This is a genomic window from Shewanella sp. SG44-2, from assembly GCF_014164215.1.
Lineage (GTDB): Bacteria > Pseudomonadota > Gammaproteobacteria > Enterobacterales > Shewanellaceae > Shewanella > Shewanella frigidimarina.
Genome location: NZ_JACJEU010000013.1, coordinates 110314 through 122781 on the forward strand (window position 1 = coordinate 110314; position 12468 = coordinate 122781).

Here is a 12468-nt window from a genome sequence, read left to right on the forward strand (position 1 = left end):
TCGCTCATTGCAAAGGGCACAGGTATAATTTACGTGATTAGACACATTAAGGATGAATTTTGAAAACTGACTCACTGTTATTGAATTATTTCAAAGGTATGGCCATGGGCGCAGCAGATGTTGTGCCGGGAGTGTCGGGTGGCACTATTGCGTTTATTACCGGTATTTTAGATCCGTTATTGGATGGCATTCGCAAAATTAACTGGTCGTTAGTGGGTATTATCAAGCAAAAAGGCATTAAAGCCGCCTTTTTACACATTAATGGTCCTTTTCTCGTGTGCGTGTTTGGTGGGATCCTCACCAGTATTTTTACCTTAGCTAAATTGATTTCTTGGCTATTGGTGACGCATCCCATTCCTGTGTGGTCGTTCTTTTTTGGATTAATTTTATTTTCCGTGGTTCATATGCTTAAGCAAGTGAACAAATTCAATGCAATTCGGATTGCCATGTTTATTGTTGGTGTCGCCTTTGCGTGGGCCATTACAGTGTTACATCCTATCGAAATGCAGGTGAGTTATCTTAACTTCTTCTTTTGTGGTGCTATTGCTATTTGCGCCATGATATTACCCGGTATTTCAGGTAGCTTCATTTTACTGCTTTTAGGGATGTACCCTGCGGTATTAGCGGCAGCTAAAGGCTTTGATATTGTTTATTTAGCCTGTTTTGCGATTGGTGCAGTAGTCGGATTGTTAAGTTTTAGTCATGTGTTATCGGCTTTGTTACGTAAATTTCATGATATGACGTTATTATTTTTAACGGGATTGATGCTCGGTACGCTAGGTAAAATTTGGCCTTGGAAACAAGTTATCAGTTGGCGCGAGAATTCTAAGGGTGAATTAGTGCCTTTGGTTGAGCAAAATTTATCTCCGTTTCAGTTTGAACAAATCACTGGTGAGTCGTCACAAATGATCATTGCCATAGTATGTCTGCTGGTGGGAATTGGTTTGGTGTGGGGATTAGAACGCGTCGGAAATAAAGCGAATAGTTAATCCTGTTTAAGCTTAATCTGGGCAAATTGACTGAAGGTTGAGTTGAAGCTAAATGATAAAGCAGAACTTAGGTTCTGCTTTTTTGTGTGCGTTATTTGGCTAATATGAAGACTCATTTTGCAAAAGTGATAAATACCTCTATAAATAATGAACTTAATGAGTGTTTTACTCGTATATTTAATTAATCGCATGCGTTGTTAGCATGACACCTTTTTTATCCCACTTTGGGAATATTACGGTTGCCACAGGAGTGCATAATATGCCAAATATCGATACATTTGTGCCAGAAAAAATCCAAATTGGGATCAGCAGTTGCTTGTTGGGTAACCAAGTTCGCTTTGATGGCGGACACAAAAACTCTTATTACTGTAGACAAGAAATAGAACCATTTTTTGAATACACCACTGTTTGCCCTGAAATGGCGATCGGCATGGGCACACCACGTAAAAGTATTCGTCAAATACGGGATGGCGATGTAGTGCATATTCGCAGTGCTGATGGAACGCTCGATGTGACAGACAAGCTTAATGAGTATTCTCAAGCCAAAGTGGAAGAACTTGATTACCTTGGCGGTTATATTTTATGTGCTAAATCACCAACCTGTGGCATGGAAAGAGTCACCGAGTACAAAATTGGTACCAATAATGGTAGCAAAACTGGCGTAGGTGTTTTTGCAAAGAAATTAATGGAGCGCTACCCACTTCTGCCTGTAGAAGAAGAAGGCCGTTTACATGACTTGCCATTAAGAGAAAACTTTTTTACCCGTGTATTTGCTTATAACGATTGGAAGCAAATGACTCAATCGGGTCTCACTAAACATAAGCTAATGCAGTTCCATTCGCGTTATAAGTATCTATTAATGGCCCACAGCCCGCAGTGGTATCGCGATTTAGGCCCTATATTGGCTGATATTCAAGATGTTGAGCAAACTGCGCAACAATATTTTGAAGGCTTTATGACGGCACTTAAAATTATTGCCACCCGTAAAAATCACACCAGTACTTTGCAGCATATTCAAGGCTATTTTAAGAAGCAATTGACTGCTGAACAGAAAGAAGAGTTGAGTGAGTCAATTTTAAAATATCGCCAAGGGTTATTGCCTTTGCTGGTACCAATTACCTTGATTAACCATTATGTACGTGAGTTTCATACCCCGTACATTCAAGAACAAGTGTATTTAAATCCACATCCAGAAGCGCTTAAGCTTCGTTATGCTTATTAGGTCGATTGTGAATGACTTCTATGAATAGTTTTATGTGGTTTAGGCAAGATTTACGGGTGGCAGATAATCCGGCTTTAGTGGCGGCGTGTGAGTTTGCTAGCAATAATCATGGTCATGTTAGAGCTGTGTATTTTGTCACGCCAGCACAATGGGCGCAGCATGATGTTGCACCGATACAAATTGATTTTATCCAGCGACATGTCAATTTGTTAGCGCAGGCATTGGCGGTGTTAGGTATTCATCTAGATGTGTTGCACGCACAAGACTTTGATGAAGTACAAACCCTGTTAGCCGCTTATATCGCACAGCATGATATTGCCGCTGTGTATGCTGCCAATGAGCCTGAAATAAATGAACGTCGTCGAGACCGCGCATTAATTGATAGCGGTGTACCCCTAACGTTAATCGACCAAGATTGCGTATTAGCAGCTGGGCAAGTGAAAAACTTGGCTGGTGATATGTACAAGGTATTCAGCCCTTTTGCTAAAAAGTGGAAAAGTATTGCTGGCCAGCGCGCGATAGTTCCCGTCGCGGTGCCAGCGCCAATCGCTGCTGTACTTCCAGCCCCTAGCGAAATCGTATTTAACTGCGATAAAATATCTAGTGAGCAATGGTCTGCTGGAGAAGGGGCTGCAAAGCGAATACTCGATCAATTTCTGGCTAACCAAGTTGAAGATTATCAAGCCGAAAGGGATTTTCCTGCCCTTGAAGGAACCAGTCGGTTATCGCCATTTTTAGCTATTGGGGTCATTAGTTCCCGTCAATGTGTCGCAGCCATATTAGCGCGTTATCCTCAAGCTTTAGTCGATGACACTTGCCCCGCAAAAACGTGGTTAAATGAATTAATTTGGCGTGAGTTTTATCGCCATTTATTGGTGGCGTTTCCACGCTTATCCATGAACCATAACTTTAATGAGTTAGGCGACGGCATTGTGTGGCGCAATAATCTTGCTGAGTTTACCGCCTGGTGTGATGGCCAAACAGGCTATCCAATTATTGATGCTGCTATGCGCCAATTAAATCAAACCGGTTGGATGCACAATCGATTACGCATGGTGGTAGCCAGCTTTTTAACTAAACACCTATTGGTTGATTGGCGTTGGGGCGAGCGATATTTTAGGCAAAAACTAATTGATGGTGACTTAGCCGCCAATAATGGTGGTTGGCAATGGTCAGCCGGAACAGGCTGCGATGCGCAACCTTATTTCCGCGTGTTTAATCCAATGACCCAAAGCAGTAAGTTTGATCCAGATGCAAGTTTCATAAAGCGGTATGTTCCTGAGTTATCAGCATGGTCTTTGGCCGATATTCATCAACCCAAAACCATCAATGTTAATGACTTATTTGCACAACGCCAGGATGACCGATACCCACAACCTATTGTCGAACACAAGATGGCACGCCTGCGGGCGATAGAGGTACTAAGTGCATTAAAGCGTGGTTAATTGTTTCGATTAACATTCAATGCAGTTAGCAAGACAAAAGGCTGTTTGAGAGCCGTTTGTTATCCTGAACTCAGGCCACTGAGTCGATCTTAATTAGAGAAATCAGCAACAACACAATTAAGCCGCTATTATCTCTTATGATAATAGCGGCTTTTTTTGCGTTAGATCACACTATGAGCTTGGCTGGCTAGTGGATTGATGAGTATTGATTGAAGCACATCAATTAACAGCATAGAATGGCTATATTAAAGATTTATATATTATACATGTTTAAATCTTGTTGATGTTAATCCACTAAGTGAGTGCACTGCTTATGCTGAATATTGATGATCCTGCTGAAATTGATAAAACTCCTGCAATATGGCGTTTGGGTTTTAGACCGTTTTTTTTGGGTGGGGCGAGTGTCGCAGCGTTATACATTCCGTTGTGGTTAATGGGCTGGTTTACTCCGCAATATAGCTTATTTAACAGCGAATTTTGGGCCAATGTTGTGCCGCTATGGTGGCATCCTCACGAAATGTTATTTGGTTTCGCTATGGCTATTGTGTGCGGTTTTTTACTCACAGCAGTACAAGCGTGGACCAATCAACCCACCATTACGGGACGCGCGTTAATGGTCACCTTTGGTTGTTGGCTCATTGCCCGCTTAATGTTGCTATTACCAATGAACATCCCTTTGATACTACCTGCAATATTTGACAGCTTATTTTTAGGGTTAAGTGCGTTAGCATTGTGGCGTTGTATTTATCCGGTTAAACAATGGCGCAATATAGGTTTTCCTATCATGCTGGTGGTCGCATTGTTGGTTAATTTAGCCAGTTATTACGCCTTGTCCGAACGTAACTTTTCATTATCAACCCAATTATGGCAAGGAATGATTTGGTGGCTAGCCATGGTTATTACCATTGTTGGCGGTCGAGTGATCCCATTTTTTACCGCAATGAAAATTCAACAACCCAAGCCTGATCCCATTAATGTGTTAGAAAATGCATTATTATTAGCGATGGGTTTACTGTTTATTCAAGCAATAAGTCACTGGTTTCCAAAAGGAGTTGAACAAGCACTTTTAGCAGTAGCAGGCATATTGCATTTAGTCCGTTTTGCTCGTTGGCAAGCACATAAAACCCTAAAAGAGCCGATGCTGTGGTCATTGCATATTTCGTATCTATCGTTGCCAATCACATTGTTATTAATGGCAATCAACATTGATAACGAATATGCCTATCGTACCTTATTGCATTTATTTGCTATTGGCGGCATCGCATCATTATGTTTATCAATGATTTCTCGCGTTTCACTTGGGCATACTAGTCGAAATATCTATCAAGGCCCCAACATGATGTGGGCATTTTTATGTTTGCCTCTCGCTGCTGTTTTACGTGCAGGAATGCCTTTGTTGATGCCTGAGTACACCCAAATTTGGTTATGGGCAGCTGGAGCATGTTGGTTTGTCGGTTTTGGTTTATTTGTGTGGTTTTACGCGCCGATTTTACTACGACCACGTCTTGATGGCCGTCCAGGATAATACCAACTAAATTAGTAACTAAAGTTAACTAACTAAACAGTTAACTACACTAAACAGTGCAAAAGTAGTGCTACAGACTTATCGAACAATGTAGCGCTGTAAATTAAGAGATTGGAGAAAGGTTAGTAATATGATGGATCTACTTATCGATGTGATAATGAAAGCGACTCGGCCAATGCGAAGCAAGGTAGGGTTAAGCATTATTATTAGCGCAATGGCATTGCTGAGCCTAACGTCTTGGTCGCTTCAAAGTGCTGAAATGGATCCTAATCAACTAAAGTTTCCACAACAATATGACTCTTGGCAAGCAACAGAAGAGCAAGTTGAACGAGACGATATACTGGCGCAATATCCTGCCAATATCATTTTATGGGCGGGTTCATCATTTGCGAAAGAATATCATAGCCCTCGCGGACATCAGTTTGCTGTGGCTGACGTGACACATACCTTGCGTACTGGTGTTGCAATAGCTGAAGGTGATAAAGGTTTATCTGCCAGTTGTTGGACCTGTAAAACACCCGATGCACCAAGATTGATTAAAGAAATGGGTATTCAAGGTTTTTCAGGTGCCAATTTTGTCGATTTAGGCCGTGAAATCAAATCCGTTGTTTACTGTAGTGATTGTCATGTTGATGGCAGTGCTAAACTCGCATTACCACGCCCTCATGCTCAAAATGCGATGGAGAAAATCAAACTGCCTTTTGATAAGCAAGACCGCAGCATGCAAGGCGCTCAGGTTTGTGGTCAATGTCATGTGAGTTATTATTTCCAGCCTGAAAATAATAACAAAGTTAATATTCCATGGATTTTTGGTAGCACTGCTGATGAAATTGAAAAGTATTACGACACTCGTCGCTTTTACGAATGGATCCACCCAATCTCTAAAACCCCAATATTAAAAGCGCGTCATCCAGAGTTTGAGCATTGGAGTCGTTCGGCTCACGCTAAGCAAGGTGTGACGTGTATAACCTGTCATATGCCAGCTGCGACAGATGAAAAAGGCGCTACATTTACTGACCACAAGGTTGCTGGCGCATTAGACAATTTTGATCGCGCTTGTACAAGTTGCCATAGCAGTAAAGCAGCCATCACCAAAAAGCTTGATAAAACCAAAGCTAATATTGATGCTAAATCTCGTAATGTAGAGTCATTGCTGATTAAAGCGCATTACGAAGCCAAAGCGGCTTGGGATGCAGGAGCCACATGGCCGCAAATGAATGATGCGATTATGGCTATTCGTCATTCACAATGGCGCTGGGATTTTGCCACAGCATCGCATGGAATGTACGCTCATAATCCTAAAGAAGGGATTGAGTTACTGGATAAATCGACTGAACAGGTTACTTATGCCCGTGAAGCATTAGCCCGCATATTGAGTCAAATGTCAGTGACCAAGGTTGAGTACCCAGATTACAGTACCAAAGAAAAAGCCCACGCCGCTATTGGCTTTATTGAAGCCGACGCCATTAAAGCCAAACAAGCTTTTATTAAACAAGAAGTTGATAAGCACTGGCAGCCGGTAGCCAAAAAGGGTTACTAAAGAACAGTTTCAATTTATAAACACAACTAACGCCTAAGCCATGCTTAGGCGTTTTGCTTTGTGGTTCTTTTAAAGTGTGATCTACTTCCTGTGCTATCTCGTATAAATACTTAATGAGTTTTTATTTACTTCACGGCCATGAAATACTTTTATCTTATTGTCATATAAGGCATTGTTATATCTAGGTTGCGTGTATTCTTTCTTGGTAGCGTAATAGGAGTCTGTTAATGCAAGGTGCACAGTCGACAGTTGATACTCAATCCGAATCATTAAATGCTGACCGCTCTGCGTCCGTTGATGGTCATCCAATTATTGTTGATGCTTTTATTAATATGTATCAACAGCTTAATAAAGATAATCTATTTTTACTGCGCCAAGTTTACCGGGATGATATTTGCTTTAGAGATCCCATGCATCATGTTGAGGGAATCGAAGCATTAACCGATTACTTTGCCAACATGTATCAAAATGTCACTCACATTGAGTTTGATATTAAAGAAGTGGTGATCAGTGCTGATAAGCAACAAGCAGCATTGTATTGGACCATGAGCTATTCACACCCTAAATTAAGTAAAGGCCAGCTGATTAATGTTGAAGGCATGTCGCAACTTAAATTTTCCGATAAGATTTTTTCCCACAGAGACTATTTTGATCTAGGCCAAATGCTGTACGAACAAGTGCCGTTTTTAGGTGGCTTGATTGGCTTACTTAAAAATAGGGTGACTAAGTAATGGCAACCGTTTCCGCAAATACAACAGCGGTATTAATTACCGGTGCTAGTTCTGGCATTGGTTTAGCTTTAGCGCAGCATTACCTCGCTAAAGGCTTTGTCGTTATAGCTTGTGGTCGAAATGCCCAAGCCTTGCAAGCCATAACTGGCGCCACTCCGCTAGCGTTTGATATTACCGACAGCACTCAGGTGCAAGCCGCCGCAACCAAGCTTAAGCAGCTATTACACGATAATCACTGGCAGTTACAGCAGGTGATACTTAATGCTGGCAGCTGTGAATACATTGACGATGCATTGCATTTTGACTCAGCGCTATTTGCCAGAGTCATCAATACCAATGTGGTTGCGATGGGGTATTGTCTGGAACATTTTTTACCTTTACTGAGCCGTGGTGCACAACTGGGGTTAATGAGTTCAAGTGCCACTTATTTACCGTTCCCGCGTGCCGAAGCCTATGGTTCATCAAAAGCCGCTATTGGTTATTTAGGCCGTAGTTTACGTGTTGACCTTGCACAACATGGTATTGGGGTTAGCGTGATTTGTCCGGGGTTTGTTAAAACCCCTTTAACAGCTAAAAATGACTTTGCTATGCCAATGCAAATTACAGCTCAGCAAGCGGCTCAGGCTATTTATAATGGTATGCAGCGCCAACGCCGTGAAATCCATTTTCCAACTAAATTTACTTGGTTACTCAAATTAGCCTCTTTATTGCCAGAAAAGTTATTAGTATTTTTGCTGGCACCTAAATAGTAAACCCAAGTCAATTCACAACAAGAACAAGTATTAGCGTCAAGGATTAACTAAATGAAAAATATTGCTGTAATTGGTACTGGAATTTCGGGGTTAACGTGTGCCCACCTATTAAGCCGTGAACACACGGTTACCGTGTTTGAAGCTAATGATTATATTGGTGGTCACACAGCGACCATTGATGTGGAAGTGGCTGGGCAGCAATATGCAATTGACTCTGGTTTTATTGTGTTTAATGACCGGACTTATCCGCTATTTGAAACATTAATGGCACAACTTAATATTAAGTCTTTACCGACTGAAATGAGTTTTAGTGTTAATAATGCACTCACAGGGCTTGAATATAACGGCCATAATTTGTGGAGCTTATTTGCCCAACGTCGTAATTTGTTACGCCCAAGTTTTTACCGGTTTTTAGGTGAAATTGTTCGTTTCAACAATGGTTGTAAAGTTATTTATGAGGCCGACAAATACCCAACGTCTTCACTCGGTGAGTATCTTGATCAACAAGGTTTCTCGGCTTTTTTCTGTGAGCATTACATTTTGCCTATGGGCGCGGCAATTTGGTCTGCCAGTATTGATGATATGCGCGGCTTTTCATTGCGATTCTTTATTCGTTTTTTCCAGCATCATGGTTTATTAAATATTAATGATCGCCCGCAATGGTATGTACTTAAAGGTGGATCGCGCAGTTATATTCCAGCCTTAACCGCACCGTTTAAAGATCGTATCCAGCTTAATTCACCCGTGAGTGGTATTAAACGTAGCGATGATGGTGTGTATGTTCAGGTTGCCAACGGCGAATGGCAGCACTTTGACGATGTGGTGTTGAGTTGCCATAGCGATCAAGCTCTGGCCATGTTAACCGACGCGACTCAAGATGAGATAGACGTCTTAGGCGCAATGGAATATCAAAATAATGAAGTGGTGCTGCACACAGATATTAATCTATTGCCTAAGCGAAAAGCGGCATGGGCAAGTTGGAACTATCGTTTAGATGGCATCAATCAGCAAGATATTGCTCAGCGTCCGGCTAGCGTGACGTACAATATGAATATTTTGCAGTGTTTACCGAGCAGTGCACCTACATTTTGTGTCACGTTAAATCAAACTGCATCCATTGATGAAAGTAAAATTTTGCGAAAGTTTAATTATGCTCACCCAGTATTTAATGATGCCAGCATGAAGTCGCAAGCGAAAAAATCACTCATTAATGGTAAACATAATACCTATTTTGCTGGTGCTTACTGGCACAATGGATTTCATGAAGACGGCGTTCGTAGCGCAGTTGAAGTATGCGATCTGTTTGGGATAAGTCTATGAGTCAAACCACATCGATAATGGAACATGATCAATTAAACAGTGGCATTTATTGCGGCAAGATAAACCATCGCCGTCATACGCCTAAGTTGCACAGTTTTGGTTATAACATTGCGATGATGGCAATTGATTTAGATGAACTGCCGGCATTAACGGCGGTCAGTAAATTGTTTTCCACAGACAAGTTTACCCCGCTTAAATTTAATCCTAGCGATTACCTTAATTCTCTCAAGAAGCAATTTGGTGATCAACTTATGTTGAGCTCGGCGAGCCGAGGGGATGATGCCGCCGCTTTAAAGCAACGCGTGTTGGCAACGATAAAGCATTTGGGTGCCACGCAAACATGCGATAAAGTTATATTTTCTGGGCAGATACGCCATTTTGGTTTTTATTTCAGCCCGGTCAATTTTTACTTTTGTTATCATCAAAATGACATGGTTTATATGCTTGCCGAGGTCAGTAATACTCCTTGGAATGAGCGCCATTGTTATCTGGTTGATATTGCGAATACCGCTCAAACAGACAAAGTCTTTCATGTATCTCCGTTTATGAATTTAGACATGCATTACTTGTGGCGTATTACGCCTCCGGCTAAACACTTGAAAGTGACCATTGAAAATCGAAATGCCAATAACGATAAATTATTTGATGCCGGTTTAGTGTTAAAGCGCCAATCTATAAATTCGAGTTCTATACGCCGATTTATGCTGAATTATCCCTTGATGACCAGCAAAATTATGCTGGGTATTTATTGGCAAGCAATGAAGCTATTTTTTAAACGAATCCCTTTTGTAAGCAAGCAAACCATTAAAGCTAACTAATTTTACAAAATGTAAACCAAATAGATGCTTATCACGTATTAGTCTGTAATTACGCCAATAAAGCGAACGAATTAGACAGTGTATGAACTGGAGAGATGACATGGAAAATACGGCGACAGAAAGCAGCATGACTCAAGCGAGTTTGTCTGACAGCCTAGCAAGGAAAATTCTTCTTCGTGCATTAGCACATCTTGCAGAAGGTCATTTAACCATTGTCGATGGTAATCAAACATCAGAGTTTGGCGATCCTAAAAGCGAAGTTCACGCAACTATGCAAGTTCAGCATGCCAACTTTTATCGTCAAGTGGTGTTTGGTGGTTCAATTGGGGCTGGCGAAGCTTATATTCAAGGCCATTGGTGTAGCCCAGACTTAACTAAAGTGGTGCAGGTTTTTGCCCAAAATTTAGCATTACTAGACAATATTGAACGTTATTTTTCATGGTTGAGCAACGGCATTAATCGTTTTAAGCATGTCTTTAACCGTAATTCTGAAACGGGTTCAAAACGCAACATTCTGGCTCATTACGACTTAGGTAATGACATGTACAAGGAGTTTCTTGACCCAGAAATGATGTATTCAAGTGCACTTTATCCGGCAGATGACAGCAGCTTGAATGAAGCGCAATTACATAAATTGCATACCATTTGCGAGCGTTTAGAGTTAACTCCAGGTCAAACCTTGCTTGAGGTTGGTACTGGTTGGGGCGCGTTGGCCATTTATGCAGCAAAACATTATGGCGTACATGTGACTACCACTACCATTTCTGATGCCCAGTTCGATTATGCGCAAGATCGCGTTAAGCAAGAAGGGCTTGAAGAGCAGATTACTTTACTAAAACAAGATTATCGATTACTGACTGGTGAATATGATCGCGTTGTTTCAATTGAGATGATCGAAGCCGTGGGGCATGAATATTTAGCAGGCTTTTTTGAAAAACTACAGCATCTGCTTAAGCCCAGTGGTCGCATGCTTATTCAAGCTATTACCATTGCTGATCAACGTTACAACAGCTACCGCAAGAGCGTCGACTTTATTCAACGTTACATTTTCCCTGGAGGTTGTTTACCGTCGGTGAGTGAAATGACCAAACATATTGCCAAGAAAACCGACATGGTAACCTGGTCTATTGATGACATGGGTAAGGACTATGCGCGTACCTTAAAGCACTGGCATGAAAACTTTGATGCAGCCTACGATAAAATAAAAGCCTTAAACTACGGTGATGATTTTATCCGGATGTGGAAATTTTATTTGAGCTACTGCGAAGGTGGCTTTTTAGAGCGCACTACTAGCACGGTTCACCTTGTTGCTGTTCGACCTCAATATCGCCCAAAATAATATCGTTTCTCAGCTCTGTAGTGATTATATTCCCCGGTAATGAGTTACCGGGACGTCTCCTCCTGTTTGTGCGAGGTGTTATGTCTACTCATTGTCTCCCGTCAAAACTAGTTATATTAATCAACGCAGTGTGCTTCCAATTGGTTTGGTGGGCCGGAGTGCTAGCGCACAACCAACTTATCTTGTTGTCTATTTTATTGCTCATTTGCCATTTTTTGTTATCAAAATCAGTTCGTCATGATGCGCTGGTAATGTGTGTCTGTGGTGCGATTGGCATAACGGTTGACAGTCTATTGGTGTGGTTTGGCGTATTTAAGTTCGACAATATGCCTTACTGGTTGGGATTGTTGTGGCTCTACTTTGCGCTTTGTTTGGATTACAGCTTAGCCTTATTTAGAAAGTTTCCTCTGTTGTTACAAGCCTTATTAGGCGGTATTTTTGGTTGTTTAAGTTATCTCGCTGGAGCTAAGTTTGATGCCGTTATGCTGCCTTTAGGCGAGGTTTGGAGTGGACTTATATTGGTATTGATCTGGAGTTGCTTATTTCCCGTATTACTCATTATTAGCTCTCGCATCACAACGGTGGACCTTGCTTTGGAGGATGGTAGATGAAAACCTTACATAACGGCGACAAGTCGCAACCACACATCAAGCAGTTTCAATCATCACATTGGTTTGTCGAACTACTGTTCGGTGTGATGGGTGCGTTAGTATTAACGTTGATAGTTGCAGTGAGCATTAACGATGCGTCTGCAAACGATAAGAACGATAAGAGCGATAAGAGCGGT

Annotated in this window: 12 protein-coding genes; all 12 read left to right on the plus strand. The window is 41.5% G+C overall.

Annotated elements, in window-relative coordinates; genetic code table 11:
- Window positions 1-98: 98 nt before the first annotated feature.
- Window positions 99-989, plus strand: a complete 891-nt coding sequence (locus H5181_RS11915; protein ID WP_041413678.1) for a DUF368 domain-containing protein — start codon at window positions 99-101, stop codon at window positions 987-989.
- A gap of 259 nt (window positions 990-1248) precedes the next feature.
- Window positions 1249-2211, plus strand: a complete 963-nt coding sequence (locus tag H5181_RS11920) for a DUF523 and DUF1722 domain-containing protein (RefSeq protein WP_220491706.1) — start codon at window positions 1249-1251, stop codon at window positions 2209-2211.
- Window positions 2212-2222: 11 nt separating this feature from the next.
- On the plus strand, window positions 2223-3656 hold the full coding sequence (gene phrB / locus H5181_RS11925) for a deoxyribodipyrimidine photo-lyase (protein WP_182751116.1): 1434 nt from the start codon (window positions 2223-2225) through the stop codon (window positions 3654-3656).
- A 313-nt stretch (window positions 3657-3969) separates the two neighbouring features.
- On the plus strand, window positions 3970-5181 hold the full coding sequence (locus tag H5181_RS11930) for an NnrS family protein (RefSeq protein WP_182751117.1): 1212 nt from the start codon (window positions 3970-3972) through the stop codon (window positions 5179-5181).
- Window positions 5182-5311: 130 nt separating this feature from the next.
- The gene (locus tag H5181_RS11935) at window positions 5312-6721 is read left to right on the plus strand and encodes an ammonia-forming cytochrome c nitrite reductase subunit c552 (RefSeq protein WP_123776432.1); all 1410 of its coding nucleotides are present in this window, start codon (window positions 5312-5314) and stop codon (window positions 6719-6721) included.
- Window positions 6722-7053: 332 nt separating this feature from the next.
- Complete coding sequence (locus H5181_RS11940; protein WP_049763600.1) at window positions 7054-7452, plus strand: nuclear transport factor 2 family protein; 399 nt, start codon at window positions 7054-7056, stop codon at window positions 7450-7452.
- Window positions 7452-8201 (plus strand): SDR family NAD(P)-dependent oxidoreductase, encoded by a 750-nt coding sequence (locus tag H5181_RS11945; protein ID WP_182751118.1) that lies wholly within the window; start codon window positions 7452-7454, stop codon window positions 8199-8201. The genes H5181_RS11940 and H5181_RS11945 overlap by 1 nt, the downstream gene beginning before the upstream one ends.
- Window positions 8202-8255: 54 nt before the next feature.
- On the plus strand, window positions 8256-9524 hold the full coding sequence (locus tag H5181_RS11950; RefSeq protein ID WP_182751119.1) for an NAD(P)/FAD-dependent oxidoreductase: 1269 nt from the start codon (window positions 8256-8258) through the stop codon (window positions 9522-9524).
- Complete coding sequence (locus tag H5181_RS11955; RefSeq protein ID WP_182751120.1) at window positions 9521-10342, plus strand: DUF1365 domain-containing protein; 822 nt, start codon at window positions 9521-9523, stop codon at window positions 10340-10342. Before H5181_RS11950 ends, H5181_RS11955 begins: the two co-directional genes overlap by 4 nt.
- Window positions 10343-10442: 100 nt before the next feature.
- Window positions 10443-11681: a cyclopropane-fatty-acyl-phospholipid synthase family protein gene (locus H5181_RS11960; RefSeq protein WP_011638475.1), complete on the plus strand. Its 1239-nt coding sequence runs from the start codon at window positions 10443-10445 to the stop codon at window positions 11679-11681.
- Window positions 11682-11761: 80 nt separating this feature from the next.
- A complete protein-coding gene (locus H5181_RS11965; protein ID WP_182751121.1) occupies window positions 11762-12292 on the plus strand; it encodes a DUF2878 domain-containing protein in 531 nt (176 codons plus the stop codon).
- Window positions 12289-12468, plus strand: a 180-nt coding sequence (locus H5181_RS11970; protein WP_182751122.1) for a hypothetical protein, incomplete at its 3' end; no start/stop codon positions are given. The genes H5181_RS11965 and H5181_RS11970, both read left to right, overlap by 4 nt.

Excerpts from the sequence above, each read along its gene's own strand:
- H5181_RS11915 (WP_041413678.1), top strand. The coding sequence starts at position 99 with ATGGCCATGGGCGCAGCAGATGTTGTGCCGGGAGTGTCGGGTGGCACT.
- H5181_RS11920 (WP_220491706.1), top strand. The coding sequence starts at position 1,249 with ATGCCAAATATCGATACATTTGTGCCAGAAAAAATCCAAATTGGGATC.
- phrB (WP_182751116.1), top strand. The coding sequence starts at position 2,223 with ATGACTTCTATGAATAGTTTTATGTGGTTTAGGCAAGATTTACGGGTG.
- H5181_RS11930 (WP_182751117.1), top strand. The coding sequence starts at position 3,970 with ATGCTGAATATTGATGATCCTGCTGAAATTGATAAAACTCCTGCAATA.
- H5181_RS11935 (WP_123776432.1), top strand. The coding sequence starts at position 5,312 with ATGATGGATCTACTTATCGATGTGATAATGAAAGCGACTCGGCCAATG.
- H5181_RS11940 (WP_049763600.1), top strand. The coding sequence starts at position 7,054 with ATGTATCAACAGCTTAATAAAGATAATCTATTTTTACTGCGCCAAGTT.
- H5181_RS11945 (WP_182751118.1), top strand. The coding sequence starts at position 7,452 with ATGGCAACCGTTTCCGCAAATACAACAGCGGTATTAATTACCGGTGCT.
- H5181_RS11950 (WP_182751119.1), top strand. The coding sequence starts at position 8,256 with ATGAAAAATATTGCTGTAATTGGTACTGGAATTTCGGGGTTAACGTGT.
- H5181_RS11955 (WP_182751120.1), top strand. The coding sequence starts at position 9,521 with ATGAGTCAAACCACATCGATAATGGAACATGATCAATTAAACAGTGGC.
- H5181_RS11960 (WP_011638475.1), top strand. The coding sequence starts at position 10,443 with ATGGAAAATACGGCGACAGAAAGCAGCATGACTCAAGCGAGTTTGTCT.
- H5181_RS11965 (WP_182751121.1), top strand. The coding sequence starts at position 11,762 with ATGTCTACTCATTGTCTCCCGTCAAAACTAGTTATATTAATCAACGCA.